We start from the raw sequence: 16591 nt of genomic DNA, 5'->3' as shown, positions 1-16591 counted from the left end.
GCGGGCGTAGCAGCCACCGCGTGGCGGTCGCACTCGTCGGCTTGCCCGGCGCCGGAAAATCCGCAGTGGGCCGGCGCCTGGGGGCGCGGCTGAACACTCCATTCATCGACACCGATCACGTGATCGAACAGCGCATCGGCTGCTCGATCCGTGATTACTTCGAGCGCGAAGGCGAAACGGTCTTCCGGGATCTCGAACAGACCGTCATCGCCGATCTCGCCGCGAACGCCCAGGGCGTGCTCGCCACCGGTGGCGGCGCCGTACTGCGGGAAGCCAACCGGGGCCAGTTGCGTGATCACTTCCACGTGATCTACCTGCGCTCTTCCCCCGAAGACCTGTTCCGGCGGCTGCGCCACGACGTCAAGCGGCCGCTGCTGCAGGTGGCCGACCCGCTCGGACGGCTTCGCGAGCTGCACGATGCACGTGACCCGCTCTACCGCGAGACGGCGCATGACGTGGTCGACACCGGGCGCCCCTCGATCGCCATGCTGGTCAACATCATCGTGATGCAGCTCGAACTGGCCGGCGTCGTCGCGCCGGGCGCCCACCCCGAAGAGCCCACCGCCTGAGCCGTCCCCGGCCGCAGCGCCTAAACTCGCTGCCATGCCATTGCCCGCACTTTCCGCACCGCCAGAACGCGTCGACATTCAGCTCGGTGAGCGCAGCTACCCCATCCTGATCGGCGCCGGTCTGCTGGACGATCCGGCGAGCTTCGCGGCCACGCCCGCGGCGGCCAGCGCGCTGATCGTCAGCAACACCACGGTCGCTCCGCTCTACGCCAAGGCCCTTCGGGCGGCGCTGGCGAACCGCTTTCGCACCGTGCACCTGCTCGAGCTTCCCGACGGCGAGGTGCACAAGAACCTCGAGACCCTGAACCTGATCTTCGACGCGTTGCTGGGCCACGGCAGCGACCGCAAGACCGTGCTGTTCGCTCTGGGCGGCGGCGTGGTGGGCGACATGACCGGCTTCGCCGCCGCCAGCTACATGCGCGGCGTGCCCTTCATCCAGGTGCCGACCACGCTGCTGGCGCAGGTCGATTCGTCGGTCGGCGGCAAGACGGCCATCAACCATCCGCTCGGCAAGAACATGATCGGCGCGTTCTACCAGCCGCAGCTCGTGGTCTGCGACCTGGGCACGCTGCAGACCCTGCCACCGCGCGAACTCAGTGCGGGCCTGGCCGAAGTGATCAAGTACGGCCCGATCCACGACATGGCCTTCTTCGATTGGATCGAGGCGAACGTCGGCGCGCTGGTCGCACGCGACCCGGCCGCGCTGGCCTATGCCGTCAAGCGCAGCTGCGAGATCAAGGCGCTGGTGGTTGGCCAGGACGAGCGCGAGACGGGCCTGCGCGCCATCCTGAATTTCGGCCACACCTTCGGCCACGCGATCGAGTCGGGCCTCGGCTACGGCGAATGGCTGCATGGCGAGGCGGTCGGCTGCGGCATGGTCATGGCTGCGCACCTGTCGCAGCGGCTGGGCGGTGTCGACGCGGCTTTCGTGGCGCGGCTCACGCGCCTCATTGAGCGCGCGGGCCTGCCGATCGTCGGTCCGGCGCTGGGCGCCGAGCGCTATCTCGAACTCATGCGCGTCGACAAGAAGTCGGAAGCCGGCGAGATTCGCTTTGTGGTCATCGACAAGCCCGGTTCCGCCGCAGTCAGCAGCGCGCCCGACGCGCTGGTGCGCGAAGTCCTCGCGCAGTGCTGCGTGGCGGGATGAGCGCAGCGCCGGGCCGGTCCGGGCAAGCGCGCACCGCAACGCGAAGCGCCGAGGCCCGCTCATGAGTCTCGCGGCCTATGCCTGCCACCCAGCGCAGTCGCGCGGCCGCCGTCATGCCGAGCCGCCCGCACCCACCCGCGACGCCTTCCAGCGCGATCGTGACCGCATCGTGCATTCCACGGCGTTCCGCCGGCTGGTCTACAAGACGCAGGTCTTCTTGAACCACGAAGGCGATCTGTTCCGCACGCGGCTCACGCATTCGCTGGAGGTCGCGCAACTGGGCCGCTCGATTGCGCGCGCGTTGCGCCTCAACGAGGACCTGGTCGAAGCGATCGCGCTGGCGCACGACCTGGGCCACACGCCGTTCGGCCATGCCGGCCAGGATGCGCTGAACGAATGCATGGCCGACCACGGCGGCTTCGAGCACAACCTGCAGAGCCTGCGCGTGGTGGATGCGCTGGAGCATCGCTATCCGCAGTACGACGGCCTGAACCTCAGCTTCGAGACCCGTGAGGGCATCCTCAAGCACTGCTCGCGCGCGAATGCCGAGCGGTTGGAGCTGGCCGAACCGAACGGCGTGGCGCACCGCTTCCTCGACCGCACGCAACCGGGCCTCGAGGCGCAGCTCTGCAACCTGGCCGATGCCATCGCCTACAACGCACACGACATCGACGACGGCGTGCGCTCGGGTCTCATCAGCGTCGAGCAGTTGGCCGAGGTGGAGCTCTTCGAGCGCTACCGCCGCGAGGCGCTGTCCGAATATCCCGACCTGCAGGGGCGCCGCGTGCTCTACGAGACCATCCGGCGCATGCTGAGCGCGCAGGTCTACGACGTGATCGACGCCACACGCGCGGTGCTGCAAGCGCTGGCGCCCGCCGATGCCGACGCCGTGCGCCACGCGCCGCCCGTCGTCGCCTTCAGCGAGACCATGCAGGCCCAGTCGGACGAACTCAAGCGCTTCCTGTTCCGCAACCTCTATCGCCACCCGCAGGTGACGCAAACGACCGACCAGGCGCAACAAGTGGTGCGCGAACTGTTCGAGGCCTACCTCGAACGCAGCGCCGAGATGCCCGGCTCCTATGCCGAGCGCCGCGACCGGCACCGGGCCGTGGCCGACTACATCGCGGGCATGACCGATCGCTTTGCGATGCGCGAGCACGAGCGGCTGACTGGCCGGCGGGGCATCGCGTGAGTTCGAGCCCCGCACCGCGCGTCCCGCTCGCCGCCTTCGCCGTCATGCTCGGCGGCGTCAGTGCCGCGTTGCACCTGGGCAAGCTGCCGCCCGCGGTGCCGGCGCTGCAGGCTTCCCTCGGCATCGGCTTGGTCGAGGCAGGTTTCCTGCTGTCGCTGGTGCAGGTGGCGAGCATGACGCTGGGCCTCGTGGCCGGCCTCGCTGCCGACACCATCGGCTTGCGCCGCAGCATGCTGACGGGGCTCGTGGTGCTGACGGTGGCCAGTCTGCTCGGCGGCGCGGTCGGCGCAGGCCTTGTCGGCGGCGCGCATGCCGTGCAGTGGCTGCTGGTCCTGCGCGCGGTCGAAGGCATCGGCTTCTTGCTGGCGGTGATGCCGGGCCCCGGATTGATCCGCGCTCTGACGCCATCGGGCGCCGACAAGGCGGCTCTCGGTCTCTGGGGTGCTTACATGCCGCTTGGCGTGGCCCTCGCGCTGTTGCTGGGACCGGCGTTGATCGCCTGGGGCGGGTGGGCCGACTGGTGGTGGGCGCTGTCGGTCGTTTCGGCCGCCGCTGCGCTGTGGGTGTGGTCGGCCGTGCCTGCGGACCGGCTGCGCCCAGCCGTGGCGGGTGCAGCCGGCGAAGGCTGGGCCTCGCGCTTGCGTGCCACCGTCAGCGCCCGCGCGCCCTGGCTCACCGCACTGACCTTCGCCGTCTACTCCGCCCAGTGGATGGCCGTGATCGGCTTCCTGCCCGCCATCTACGCCGGCGCGGGCGTGCCGGCCGGCTGGAATGCGGTGCTCACCGCGATCGCGGCCGCAATGAACATCGTCGGCAACGTCGCGGGCGGTCGCTGGCTGCAGCGCGGCGTGGCGCCCGAGCGACTGCTGCAATGGGGCTTCCTGGCGATGGCGCTCGGCGGCGTGGCCGCATTTGCACAGGTGGGGCAGGGCGCGGACGCACTGGGTTTGCCGCCTGCGCTTCGCTACGCCGCGGTTTGCGCCTTCTCGCTCGGCGGCGGCATGGTGCCGGCCACGCTGTTCCTGCTCGGCGTGCGGCTGGCGCCCAGTCCCACCACGGTTTCCACGACGGTGGGGCTCATGCAGCAGGCCTCTTCGCTGGGGCAGTTCCTGGCGCCGCCGGCTGTGGCGTGGGTGGCACACCGCGTGGGCGGCTGGCATTGGACGTGGACAGCGACGCTGGCCTGTTCCCTGGCCGGCATGGCGGTCGCGCGGCGCCTGGGCCGAATACGCCCTGCAGCGGAGGTGACATGACCGGCCCGGCGACAATCGACGCCATTCAGGCCGAAGCCGACACGCGCCGCTGGCTCGAGCGTGCGGTGATCGGCCTCAACCTGTGTCCGTTCGCCAAGGTGGTGCATGTGAAGGCACAGATCCACTACGCCGTGCACCTGCCCGCCGGAGAGTCCGGCCTGATGGAGGCGCTTCTTTCCGAAGCCAACGAACTCGCAGCCGTCGACGCCCCCGTGCGCGACACCACACTTCTGATCGCACCCAACACCTTGGCGGATTTTCTGGACTTCAACGATTTTCTGGGGCGCGCCGAACGCAAGCTCTCCCGAGCGGGCTTCGACGGCGTGTTTCAGCTCGCGAGCTTTCACCCGCAGTTCCAGTTCGCGGGCACCGAGCCGGACGACATCGAGAACGCGACCAACCGCGCGCCGTACCCCACGCTGCACCTGCTGCGCGAGGACAGCGTGAGCCGCGCGGTCGAGGCGTTTCCGGAAGCCGAGGCCATCTTCGAACGCAACATCGAGACGCTCGAAGCGCTGGGCCCCGACGGCTGGGCTGCGCTCGACGTGGGACCCGGGAGTGCCCGACCATGAACGCACACGCGGCCAAGGCCACGAAGACGAACAAGGCTGCCAAGGCCGATGCCGAACTGACCGAGGTGCTGCGCCCCGGGCAGTCCATCGAACTGCTAAAGGAACTGCACATCCTCACGCGCGAGGGCCGGCTCAATCAGGACTCGCGGCGCAAGCTCAAGCAGGTCTATCACCTGTTCCAGTTCATCGAGCAGCTGCTGCGCGAGCTGCCGGGCGAGGGGGCCGAGGCCACGCTGGCCGACCATGGCGCGGGCAAGTCGTACCTCGGTTTCATCATCTACGACCTGTTCTTCAGGGCGCGTGAGGGCGGGCATGTCTACGGCATCGAGACGCGCGCCGAGCTGGTCGAGCGCTCGCGCAAGCTGGCCGAACACCTGGGCTTCGGCCGCATGTCGTTCCTCAATCTCACGGTGGCGGAATCGGCGAATGCGAGCGAGCTGCCGGGGCAGATCGACGTGGTCACCGCGCTGCACGCCTGCGACACCGCGACCGACGACGCCATCGCCTTCGGCCTGGCGAAGAAGGCGCGCTGCATGGTGCTGGTGCCGTGCTGCCAGGCAGAAGTGGCGGCGTGCCTGCGCGAAACCAAGGCTCTGGCCCTGTCGCGCACGCCGCTCGCGGAACTGTGGCGCCATCCGCTGCACACGCGCGAAATCGGCAGCCAGCTCACCAACGTGCTGCGCTGCCTGTACCTCGAAGCCAATGGCTACAGCGTCACGGTCACCGAGCTGGTCGGCTGGGAGCACAGCATGAAGAACGAACTGATCCTGGCGCGCTACACCGGGCAGCGCAAGGCCAGCGCGGCGACGCGGTTGGGCGAGCTGCTGTCGCAGTTCGGGCTGGACACGCTCGGCGATACGCGGTTTCGCCTGGGCTGACGCGCCCGCATCGCGGGGGCTACGCGGCGCGCGAAGCCACCAGATCGGTGAACGAATCGCGCGCGGGCCACGCCACCGTTTTCCAGGGGCTGAGTTCGTCCGCGAGAAGCTTCTCGGCCACCGAGGCCAGCAGCTTGCGCCCGACGATGTTGCTGCCCGGCGCGTTGCGCTCGCCGGCGAGAAAGCTCTGCGCGTAGTTATCCCAGCCACTGAAGCGCTCGATGGCAAGCTCTGCCGCGGGCTCGAGCCAGTCCAGTGCTTCTTCTGCAGTTGCATGGCCGACGGCCGCCGCGCCGGTCGCCAGGTGAGCAGCGCGACCGATCCACAGGGCCAGATCGTCATTGCTGGCTTGCGAAGCGAGGTCGTCGACGATCTCCACCACCGCGGCCTCCGCCTCTTCGCCATTCGTCACCGAGAAATCGCGTGCCAGCAGTTTCTTCCAGGCCTCGACTTCGTTGGGCGGAATGCCGATGCACAGCAGGTGCACGGCACTGCGTTTCGCTTCGCGGGCGTCGTTGAGGTCGGGCGCGAAGGTTTGCCGGTACACCGCGGCGAGCGCCACGGCGAAATTCTCGAAGCGCGAAGAGGCTGCAAGGCGCGCCGCCAGCGCGGCGTTGGTCTCCTGCAGCGCAGTCTCGCGATCGGCCGCTTCCTGGGCGAGTTCGGCCTTTCCTTCCGCCATGCCTTCTTTCACCGAATCGACCAGTTCCTTGAAAAACTTGAACATTCATCCCTCCCTGGGTGCGTTGGTAAACGGGCCGCTTAGGATACAAGCCTCGCGCGTCACTCCATTCCATGGCCCGTCTCCCCCGTCTCACGCTGGCCGACATGCCACACCACGTGATCCAGCGCGGCAACAACCGCCAGCCGATCTTTGTCGATCGCGCGGATCACGAAAAGCTGCTCGGCCTGTTGGCCGACAACGCCGCGCGCTTCGGTATTGCGCTGCACGCCTACGTGCTGATGGACAACCACTTCCACCTGCTGGCCACGCCGAACAGCACCACCGGCCTGCCGCAGTTCATGCAGTCCGTGGGGCGCAGCTACGTGCGTTACTTCAATGACCGCCATGGCCGCAGCGGCACCTTGTGGGAAGGCCGCTACAGGTCGACGCTGATCCAGACCGATCGCTACTTGATGACCTGCATGGCCTACATCGACCTCAACCCGGTGCGCGCCGGCATGGCGGCCGATGCCCGCGACTACCCGTGGTCGAGCCACGGGCACTACGCGGGCCTGCGACACGACAAGCTGCTGACACCGCATCCGCTGTACTGGGAACTCGGCAACACGCCGTTCGCGCGCGAGGCGGCGTATGTCGAGTTGGTGCGCGCCGGGGTCCGGGCGGCCGATCAGGATGCGCTGACCGAGGCCACTTTGCGGGGCTGGGCGGCGGGCGACGGGGATTTTCTGGACTCATTACAGAAATCGACTGAGCGTCGCGTGGTCAAGGCCAAGGCTGGCCGGCCTCCTTCCGCTTCCAATTCTTGAGCTGAAAGTGCCAGATAGCCATTGTGCTGCCTGGATTTCTTGCTACTCTTTTTGATATGTCCCCAATTTAATTCCGATAAGAAAACTCGACTTTTAATAAGAATCTGACCCCTATTAAAGTGTTTGGCATTCTTTGTGCATCGCAATATGCTCCCTTTCCCTGCGAAAACTGATGAAGGAGCGCGCCATGACGACGGCTGCAGAGATCGAACATCTCCAAAAACACGGTCTGTATTCCGGTGCCGACGAGCACGATGCCTGCGGCGTCGGCTTCGTGGCCCACATCAAGGGCGAAAAAAGCCACGCCATCGTGCTGCAGGGCTTGAAGATCCTCGAGAACCTCGACCATCGCGGCGCAGTGGGCGCTGACAAGCTGATGGGCGACGGCGCCGGCATCCTGATCCAGCTGCCCGACCATCTCTATCGCGAAGAGATGGCCAAGCAAGGCGTCACGCTGCCCCCGCCCGGCGAATACGGCGTCGGCATGATCTTCCTGCCGAAGGAACACGCCTCCCGCGAAGCCTGCGAGCAGGAGATGGAACGCGCCATCAAGGCCGAAGGCCAGGTGCTGCTGGGCTGGCGCGATGTGCCGGTCAACCGCGACATGCCCATGTCGCCCACCGTGCGCGCCAAGGAACCGCTGCTGCGCCAGGTGTTCATCGGCCGCGGCAACGACGTGATCGTGCAGGACGCGCTGGAGCGCAAGCTCTACGTGATCCGCAAGACCGCCAGCGCCAACATCCAGCGCCTGAAGCTCAAGCACAGCAAGGAATACTACGTTCCGAGCATGTCGAGCCGCACCGTGGTCTACAAGGGCCTGCTGCTCGCCGACCAGGTTGGCACCTACTTCATGGACCTGCAGGACAAGCGCTGCGTCTCGGCCCTGGGCCTGGTGCACCAGCGCTTCTCGACCAACACCTTCCCCGAGTGGCCGCTGGCTCACCCGTACCGCTATGTCGCCCACAACGGCGAAATCAACACGGTCAAGGGCAACTACAACTGGATGAAGGCGCGCGAGGGCGTCATGTCGTCGCCCGTGCTCGGCGCCGACCTGCAGAAGCTCTACCCGATCAGCTTCGCCGGCCAGTCCGACACCGCCACCTTCGACAACTGCCTCGAGCTGCTGACGATGGCCGGCTACCCCATCAGCCAGGCCGTGATGATGATGATTCCCGAGCCCTGGGAACAGCACGCCACCATGGACCCGCGCCGCCGCGCGTTCTACGAGTACCACGCCGCCATGCTCGAGCCGTGGGACGGCCCGGCTTCCATCGTCTTCACCGACGGCCGTCAGATCGGCGCCACGCTCGACCGCAACGGCCTGCGTCCTTCCCGCTACTGCGTGACCGACGACGACCTGGTCATCATGGCTTCGGAGTCGGGCGTGCTGCCCGTGCCCGAGCAGAAGATCGTGCGCAAGTGGCGCCTGCAGCCCGGCAAGATGTTCCTGATCGACCTGGAGCAGGGCCGCATGATTGACGACGAGGAGGTCAAGTCCACCCTCGCCAACAGCAAGCCCTACAAGCAGTGGATCGAGAATCTGCGCATCAAGCTCGACAGCGTCAAGGCCGAGCCGGTCTCTGCACCGCTGTCGCAAGTGGCGCTGCTCGACCGCCAGCAGGCCTTCGGCTACACCCAGGAAGACATCAAGTTCCTGATGAGCCCGATGGCGCAGGCCGGCGAAGAAGGCATCGGCTCCATGGGCAACGACAGCCCGCTGGCCGTGCTCTCCAACAAGAACAAGCCGCTCTACAACTACTTCAAGCAGTTGTTCGCGCAAGTGACCAACCCGCCGATCGACCCGATCCGCGAAGCGATCGTGATGTCGCTGGTGTCCTTCATCGGCCCGAAGCCCAACCTGCTGGACATCAACCAGGTCAACCCGCCGATGCGGCTCGAAGTGAGCCAGCCGATCCTGGACTTCGCCGACATGGCCAAGCTGCGCGACATCGGCAAGTACACGCAGGGCAAGTTCAAGAGCTACGCGCTCGACATCACCTACCCGCTCGCCTGGGGCGACGAGGGCGTCGAAGCCAAGCTGGCCTCGCTGTGCGCCGAAGCGGTCGATGCCATCAAGGGCGGCCACAACATCCTGATCGTGAGCGACCGCGGCGTGAGCCCGACGCAGGTGGCGATTCCGGCGGTGCTCGCGCTGTCGGCCGTCCACCAGTACCTGGTCCGTGAAGGCCTGCGCACCACGGCCGGCCTCGTCGTTGAAACCGGTTCGGCCCGCGAAGTGCATCACTTCGGCGTGCTCGCCGGCTACGGCGCGGAAGCCGTGCACCCGTACCTCGCGATGGAAACCCTGGCGGCCATGCACGCCGACCTGCCGGGCGACCTGAGCGCCGACAAGGCGGTCTACAACTACGTCAAGGCCATCGGCAAGGGCCTGTCGAAGATCATGTCGAAGATGGGTGTCAGCACCTACATGAGCTACTGCGGCGCGCAGCTGTTCGAAGCCATCGGCCTCAACACCGAGACGGTGAACAAGTACTTCACCGGCACGGCCAGCCGCGTGGAAGGCATCGGCGTCTTCGAGATCGCCGAGGAAGCCATCCGCATGCACAAGGCCGCGTTCAGCGACGACCCGGTGCTCGCCAACATGCTGGACGCCGGCGGCGAATACGCCTGGCGCACGCGCGGCGAAGAGCACATGTGGACGCCCGACGCCATCGCCAAGCTGCAGCACAGCACGCGCTCCAACAACTGGAACACGTACAAGGAATACGCGCAGCTCATCAACGACCAGAACCGTCGCCACCTCACGCTGCGCGGCCTGTTCGAATTCAAGATCGATCCGGCCAAGGCGATTCCTGTCGACGAGGTCGAAGCGGCCGCGGACATCGTCAAGCGCTTCGCCACGGGCGCGATGTCGCTCGGCTCGATCAGCACCGAGGCACATGCCACGCTGGCGATTGCCATGAACCGCATCGGCGGCAAAAGCAACACGGGCGAAGGCGGCGAAGATCCGGCACGCTACCGCAACGAGCTCAAGGGCATCCCGATCAAGCAGGGCGACACGCTCAAGAGCGTGATCGGCGCGGCTAACGTCGAGGTCGACCTGCCGCTCAAGGACGGCGACTCGCTGCGTTCGCGCATCAAGCAGGTGGCCTCGGGCCGCTTCGGCGTCACGGCCGAGTACCTGCACTCAGCCGACCAGATCCAGATCAAGATGGCGCAGGGCGCCAAGCCGGGCGAGGGCGGCCAGCTGCCCGGCGGCAAGGTCACCGAGTACATCGGCAAGCAGCGCTATGCGGTGCCGGGCGTGGGCCTCATTTCGCCCCCGCCGCACCACGACATCTACTCGATCGAAGACCTGGCCCAGCTGATCCACGACCTGAAGAACGCCGCGCCGCACGCGAGCATCAGCGTCAAGCTGGTGAGCGAAATCGGCGTCGGCACCATCGCGGCGGGCGTGGCAAAGTGCAAGAGCGACCACGTCGTGATCGCCGGCCACGACGGCGGCACGGGCGCCTCGCCCTGGTCGTCGATCAAGCACGCGGGCAGCCCGTGGGAAATCGGCCTGGCCGAAACGCAGCAGACGCTGGTGCTCAATCGCCTGCGCAGCCGTATCCGAGTGCAGGCCGACGGCCAGATGAAGACCGGCCGCGACGTCGCCATCGGCGCGCTGCTCGGCGCCGATGAGTTCGGCTTCGCCACCGCGCCGCTGGTGGTCGAGGGCTGCATCATGATGCGCAAGTGCCACCTGAACACCTGCCCGGTGGGCGTGGCCACGCAGGACCCGATCCTGCGCAAGAAGTTCTCGGGCAAGCCCGAGCATGTCGTCAACTACTTCTTCTTCGTGGCGGAAGAAGTGCGCCAGATCATGGCCCAGCTGGGCATCCGCAAGTTCGACGACCTGATCGGCCGCGCCGACCTGCTCGACACCCGCAAGGGCATCGAACACTGGAAGGCCGCCGGCCTCGATTTCAGCCGCCTGTTCGCGCTGCCGAACGTGCCGGCCGACGTACCGCGCTTCCATGTCGAGAGCCAGGACCATGGCCTCGAACGCGCGCTCGACGTCAAGCTCATCGAGAAGTCGCGTCCCGCCATCGACAAGGGCGAGAAGGTGCAGTTCATCGAGGTGGCGCGCAACGTCAACCGCTCGGTGGGTGCGATGCTCTCGGGTGCTCTCACCAAGGTGCATCCGCAGGGGCTGCCTGACGACTCGATCCGCATCCAGCTCGAAGGCACGGGCGGCCAGTCGTTCGGCGCCTTCCTGGCACGCGGCATCACGCTGTACCTGATCGGCGACGCCAACGACTACACCGGCAAGGGCCTCTCGGGCGGCCGCGTGGTGGTGCGACCCAGCCTCGACTTCCGCGGCGAAGCGGTGCGCAACACCATCGTCGGCAACACCGCGCTGTATGGCGCGACGACCGGCGAGGCGTATCTCTGCGGCGTGGCCGGCGAGCGTTTTGCGGTGCGCCTGTCGGGCGCCACGGCGGTCATCGAAGGCACCGGCGACCACGGCTGCGAATACATGACCGGCGGCACGGTCGCGGTGCTCGGCAAGACGGGCCGCAACTTCGCGGCCGGCATGAGCGGCGGCGTCGCCTTCGTCTACGACGAGGACGGCCAGTTCGCCACGCGCTGCAACCTCTCGATGGTGTCGCTCGACAAGGTGCTGACCTCCGCCGAGCAGACCGCCAGCGTGCACCGCAAGGTCTGGCACGGCGGCGAGACCGACGAAGCCCAGCTCAAGAAGCTGCTCGAAGAGCACCACCGCTGGACCGGCAGCAAGCGCGCGCGCGAACTGCTCGACAGCTGGGCCGTGTCGCGCACCAAGTTCGTGAAGGTGTTCCCGAACGAATACAAGCGCGCCCTCGGCGAACTGCACGACCGCAAGGTCGAGCTGGCGAGCAGCGGCAACAACGCGCACGCCGGCCTCGAGCCGCACGCGCTGGTCGCACCGGCTGCAACCGCCGCGGTCTGAGCGGCAACGACACACGAAGAACAGAGGACAGCACGATGGGAAAGATCACCGGCTTCATGGAGCATGAGCGCATCGAGGAGGGCTACAAGCCCATCGACGAGCGCGTCAAGCATTACAAGGAATTCGTCGTCGGCCTGACGCCCGAGCAGGCCAAGGTGCAGGGCGCGCGCTGCATGGACTGCGGCACGCCGTTTTGCAACAGCGGCTGCCCGGTCAACAACATCATTCCGGACTTCAACGACCTCGTGTACCGCGACGACTGGCAGAACGCCTTCGCGGTGCTCGACTCGACCAACAACTTCCCCGAGTTCACCGGCCGCATCTGCCCCGCACCTTGCGAGGCAGCCTGCGTGCTCAACGTGAACGACGACGCGATCGGCATCAAGTCGATCGAGCACGCGATCATCGACCGCGCCTGGGACGAAGGCTGGGTCGCGCCGCGCGTGGCCAAACACAAGACCGGCAAGAAGGTGGCCGTGGTGGGCGCAGGCCCGGCCGGCATGGCGGCTGCGCAGCAACTGGCGCGCGCCGGCCACGACGTGACGCTGTTCGAGAAGAACGACCGCATCGGCGGCCTGCTGCGCTACGGCATCCCCGACTTCAAGATGGAGAAGACCCACATCGACCGCCGTGTCGAGCAGATGAAGGCCGAGGGCGTGACCTTCCGCACGGGCGTGATGATCGGCGCCGCCAAAGACCCGCTCGGCAAGGGCTCCAAGGTGACCAACCTCGCCAAGGAAACCATCACGCCCGAGCAATTGCAGAAGGACTTCGACGCCGTGGTGCTCACCGGCGGCGCCGAGCAATCGCGCGACCTGCCGGTGCCCGGCCGCGACCTCGACGGCATCCACTTCGCGATGGAGTTCCTGCCGCAACAGAACCGCATCAACGCTGGCGACAAGGTCAAGGGTCAGTTGCGCGCCGACGGCAAGCACGTCATCGTCATCGGCGGCGGCGACACCGGCTCCGACTGTGTGGGCACCAGCAACCGCCATGGCGCCGTGAGCGTCACGCAGTTCGAGCTGATGCCCCAGCCGCCCGAGGAAGAAAACCGCCCGCTGACCTGGCCCTACTGGCCGATCAAGCTGCGCACCAGCTCCAGCCATGAAGAGGGTTGCGAGCGCGAGTTCGCCATCTCCACCAAGGAGTTCATCGGCGAAAAGGGCAAGGTCGCGGGCCTGAAGACCGTTCGCGTCGAGTGGAAGGACGGCAAGATGCAGGAAGTGGCCGGCAGCGAGCAGATCCTCAAGGCCGACCTCGTGCTGCTGGCGATGGGCTTCATCAGCCCCGTGGCCACCGTGCTCGACACTTTCGGCGTGGAGAAGGATGCGCGCGGCAATGCCAAGGCCACCGTCGACTTCATCGGTGGCTATGCCACCAACGTGCCGAAGGTGTTTGCAGCAGGCGACATCCGCCGCGGCCAGTCGCTGGTCGTATGGGCGATTCGCGAGGGGCGCCAGGCTGCACGCTCGGTGGACGAGTTCCTGATGGGATTCAGTGATTTGCCGCGCTGAATTTTGTTTCAATTTCGCGGGGCCCTTCGCGGCCCCGCTATCATTCGCGGAAACCGCATGCCGGGATGCCTGAAGAGGCGCCCCGGCTTTTTTATTGAGATGGACCCAGCCGCACAGCCACAACCCTTCGTAGAGTTCCGCGACGTCACGTTCGGCTACGGCGCGCGCGCGATCCTCGACGGCGTCTCGTTCGCCGTCCCCCGCGGCAAGGTCACGGCCCTGATGGGCGCCTCCGGTGGCGGCAAGACCACGGTGTTGCGATTGATCGGCGGACAGCAGCGGGCGCAGCGCGGCGAAGTGCATTTCGACGGCCACGACGTCGGCAAGTTCGACAACGCGGCGCTCTACGTGGCCCGGCGCCGCATGGGCATGCTGTTCCAGTCCGGTGCCCTGTTCACCGACATGACCGTGTTCGACAACGTGGCGTTCCCGCTGCGCGAGCACACCCAACTGTCCGAGGCGCTGGTGCGCGACGTGGTGCTCATGAAGCTCGACGCGGTGGGCCTGCGCGGTGCGCGCGACCTGATGCCCAGCGAGGTGTCGGGCGGCATGGCGCGGCGCGTGGCGCTGGCGCGCGCGATCGCACTCGACCCCGATCTCGTGATGTACGACGAACCCTTCGCCGGCCTCGACCCGATTTCGCTCGGCACCGCGGCGCGGCTCATCCGCCAGCTCAACGACACGCTCGGGCTGACCAGCATCATCGTGTCGCACGACCTCGAAGAAACCTTCCGCATCGCCGATCACGTGATCATCCTGGCCAACGGCAGCATCGCCGCGCAGGGCGCGCCCGCCGAGGTGCGAGAGAGCGCCGACCCGCTGGTGCACCAGTTCGTGAATGCGCTGCCCGATGGGCCGGTGCGCTTTCACTACCCGGGCGTCAGCATCGAAGCCGACTTCGGCAATGTGGAAGGAGGGCGTTCATGAGCTGGTGGAAGCCCGCCGATATCGGCTTTGCCGTACGCAGCCATCTGGCGAATCTGGGCTACGGCGCCAAGCTCTTCATGCGGCTCGTCGGTCCCGGCGCGCAGATCATGCGTCGCTTCAGCCTCGTGCGCGACCAGATCCATTTCCTGGGCAACTACTCGCTCGCGATCATCGGCGTGTCGGGGCTGTTCGTCGGCTTCGTGCTGGGGTTGCAGATGTATTACGCGCTGCAGCGCTACGGCTCGTCCGAGGCGCTCGGCCTGCTGGTCACGCTGAGCCTGGTGCGCGAGCTCGGGCCCGTGGTGGCGGCGCTGCTCTTCACCGGTCGGGCCGGTACATCGCTCACTGCCGAGATCGGCCTCATGAAGGCCGACGAGCAATTGAGCGCCATGGAAATGATGGCGGTCGACCCGGTGCAGCGCATCCTTGCGCCGCGCTTCTGGGCCGGCGTCATCACCATGCCGCTGCTGGCGGCCGTGTTCAGCGCGGTCGGCATCATGGGCGGCTACGTGGTCGGCGTGCTGATGCTGGGGGTCGATCCGGGCGCGTTCTGGGGCCAGATGCAGGGCGGCGTCGATGTGTGGCGCGACGTCGGCAACGGCGTGATCAAGAGCATCGTCTTCGGCTTCACCGTGACTTTCATTGCGCTGCTGCAGGGCTACGAGGCCCAGCCCACGCCCGAAGGCGTATCGCGCGCAACCACGCGCACGGTGGTGACGGCATCGCTCGCGGTGCTGGGGCTGGACTTCCTGCTCACCGCCATGATGTTCAGTATCTAAAGGGGCACCGCTCCCATCGTTCTAGAGAGTGCAAACCATGCAACGTACCAACAACGACATCTGGGTCGGCCTATTCGTGCTCATCGGCGCGGCCGCACTGCTGTTCCTCGCGCTGCAGTCGGCCAACCTGCTGAGCCTGAATTTCCAGAAGACCTACACGGTCACCGCGCGCTTCGACAACATTGGTGGTTTGAAGCCGCAAACCGCGGTCAAGAGTGCCGGCGTGGTGGTCGGCCGTGTGGAATCCATCGCGTTCAACGACAAGGCCTTTCAGGCCGACGTGACGCTGGCACTTCAAAACCGTTACAGTTTTCCCAAGGACAGCTCGCTCAAGATTCTGACCAGTGGCCTGCTCGGCGAGCAGTACATCGGCATCGAAGCGGGCGCCGAGGAGAAGAACTTGCAAGCCGGCGACACCATCACCGCGACCCAGTCGGCCGTGGTGCTGGAAAACCTGATCAGCCAGTTCCTCTACAGCAAGGCGGCCGAAGGGGGCTCGAACACGGCGCCGGGAACAGCCAACAAAAAATGACATCACGATTCTTTGCATCGCATGCTATGAAAAACATAGCGAATAGTGCCCGTTGGGCAATTGCCGCCGCCGCTCTGGCGATCGTTGCTGGGTGCGCCACCGGGCCCAACGCCAATCCGGCCGATCCGTTCGAGCCTTTCAATCGCGGCGTGACGCGCTTCAACGACACGGTCGACGACGCCGTCCTCGTGCCGGTGGCCACCGCCTACCAGCGCGTCTTGCCCTCGATGGTGCGCGCGGGCGTGACCAATTTCTTCGACAACGTGGGCGACGTCTGGAACCTTGCCAACAACGTCGTGCAGCTCAAGTTGCAAGGCAGCGCCGAGACCTTCATGCGGCTCAACGTCAACACCTTCTTCGGGCTCGGCGGGCTGCTCGACGTGGCCACCGAGGCGGGCATCCCCCGCCACGAAGAAGACTTCGGGCAGACGCTGGGTTACTGGGGCGTGGGCGCCGGTCCCTATGTGGTGCTGCCGGTGCTCGGCCCCTCGACCCTGCGCGACACGGTGGCATTGCCGGTGGACCGCCTGGGCGACCCGGTTTCACAGATGAACGACGTGGCCTGGCGCAATTCGCTCACGGTGCTGCACATTGTCGATACGCGCTCGCAGTACCTGCGTGCCACCCGCCTGCTCGGCGAAGCGGCGCTCGACAAGTACTCGTTCACGCGCGATGCGTTCCTGCAGCGCCGCCGCAGCCAGGTCTACGACGGCAATCCGCCGGACGACGGTGCCGGCAACAGCCCGGCCGACGACGGCGCCGGAAAGTAGATAAGTAAGTAAAAAGCGCGAGAGCGGGCGA

Annotated in this window: 14 protein-coding genes; 13 read left to right on the top strand and 1 reads right to left on the bottom strand. The window is 66.7% G+C overall.

The features are described from left to right. The first annotated feature begins 20 nt into the window (after window positions 1-20). The 6 genes from NU688_RS31180 (at window position 21) to NU688_RS31155 (ending at window position 5611) form a co-directional block, all read left to right on the top strand. Window positions 21-569 carry a shikimate kinase gene (locus tag NU688_RS31180; RefSeq protein WP_257864743.1) on the top strand — a complete coding sequence of 183 codons (549 nt, stop codon included), beginning with the start codon at window positions 21-23 and terminating at the stop codon, window positions 567-569. A gap of 34 nt (window positions 570-603) precedes the next feature. Continuing rightward, entirely contained in the window at window positions 604-1716 is a 1113-nt protein-coding gene (gene aroB / locus NU688_RS31175) for a 3-dehydroquinate synthase (protein ID WP_257864742.1), read from the top strand. Between the two features lie 61 nt (window positions 1717-1777). Beyond that, window positions 1778-2908, top strand: coding sequence for a deoxyguanosinetriphosphate triphosphohydrolase (locus tag NU688_RS31170; protein ID WP_257864741.1), 1131 nt, complete (start codon window positions 1778-1780; stop codon window positions 2906-2908). Beyond that, window positions 2905-4161: a CynX/NimT family MFS transporter gene (locus tag NU688_RS31165; protein ID WP_257864740.1), complete on the top strand. Its 1257-nt coding sequence runs from the start codon at window positions 2905-2907 to the stop codon at window positions 4159-4161. Before NU688_RS31170 ends, NU688_RS31165 begins: the two co-directional genes overlap by 4 nt. After that, window positions 4158-4733 carry a DUF1415 domain-containing protein gene (locus NU688_RS31160; RefSeq protein WP_257864739.1) on the top strand — a complete coding sequence of 192 codons (576 nt, stop codon included), beginning with the start codon at window positions 4158-4160 and terminating at the stop codon, window positions 4731-4733. Before NU688_RS31165 ends, NU688_RS31160 begins: the two co-directional genes overlap by 4 nt. After that, the gene (locus NU688_RS31155; protein ID WP_257864738.1) at window positions 4730-5611 is read left to right on the top strand and encodes an SAM-dependent methyltransferase; all 882 of its coding nucleotides are present in this window, start codon (window positions 4730-4732) and stop codon (window positions 5609-5611) included. Before NU688_RS31160 ends, NU688_RS31155 begins: the two co-directional genes overlap by 4 nt. Window positions 5612-5630: 19 nt before the next feature. Here NU688_RS31155 and NU688_RS31150 read toward each other — a convergent pair whose 3' ends face one another. Then, complete coding sequence (locus tag NU688_RS31150; RefSeq protein WP_257864737.1) at window positions 5631-6338, bottom strand: DUF1266 domain-containing protein; 708 nt, start codon at window positions 6336-6338, stop codon at window positions 5631-5633. Between the two features lie 68 nt (window positions 6339-6406). Here NU688_RS31150 and NU688_RS31145 point away from each other — a divergent pair, with 68 nt between their 5' ends. The 7 genes from NU688_RS31145 (at window position 6407) to NU688_RS31115 (ending at window position 16560) form a co-directional block, all read left to right on the top strand. Continuing rightward, a complete protein-coding gene (locus tag NU688_RS31145; RefSeq protein WP_257864736.1) occupies window positions 6407-7102 on the top strand; it encodes a transposase in 696 nt (231 codons plus the stop codon). Between the two features lie 187 nt (window positions 7103-7289). Then, a complete protein-coding gene (locus tag NU688_RS31140; protein WP_257864735.1) occupies window positions 7290-12038 on the top strand; it encodes a glutamate synthase-related protein in 4749 nt (1582 codons plus the stop codon). Between the two features lie 35 nt (window positions 12039-12073). Next, window positions 12074-13552, top strand: a complete 1479-nt coding sequence (locus tag NU688_RS31135) for a glutamate synthase subunit beta (RefSeq protein WP_257864734.1) — start codon at window positions 12074-12076, stop codon at window positions 13550-13552. Between the two features lie 99 nt (window positions 13553-13651). Beyond that, window positions 13652-14479 carry an ABC transporter ATP-binding protein gene (locus tag NU688_RS31130; RefSeq protein WP_374684713.1) on the top strand — a complete coding sequence of 276 codons (828 nt, stop codon included), beginning with the start codon at window positions 13652-13654 and terminating at the stop codon, window positions 14477-14479. Further along, on the top strand, window positions 14476-15258 hold the full coding sequence (gene mlaE / locus NU688_RS31125; RefSeq protein ID WP_257864731.1) for a lipid asymmetry maintenance ABC transporter permease subunit MlaE: 783 nt from the start codon (window positions 14476-14478) through the stop codon (window positions 15256-15258). Before NU688_RS31130 ends, mlaE begins: the two co-directional genes overlap by 4 nt. Before the next feature lie 37 nt (window positions 15259-15295). Beyond that, a complete protein-coding gene (gene mlaD / locus NU688_RS31120; RefSeq protein ID WP_257864730.1) occupies window positions 15296-15790 on the top strand; it encodes an outer membrane lipid asymmetry maintenance protein MlaD in 495 nt (164 codons plus the stop codon). Window positions 15791-15816: 26 nt separating this feature from the next. Further along, window positions 15817-16560, top strand: coding sequence for a VacJ family lipoprotein (locus NU688_RS31115; RefSeq protein ID WP_257864729.1), 744 nt, complete (start codon window positions 15817-15819; stop codon window positions 16558-16560). The last annotated feature ends 31 nt before the right edge of the window (window positions 16561-16591 follow it).

Source organism: Variovorax sp. ZS18.2.2 (genome assembly GCF_024701975.1).
Classification (GTDB): Bacteria; Pseudomonadota; Gammaproteobacteria; order Burkholderiales; family Burkholderiaceae_C; genus Variovorax.
The sequence above is the reverse complement of the archived record's forward strand: the minus strand, read 5'-3'. Positions and strand labels throughout refer to the sequence as shown.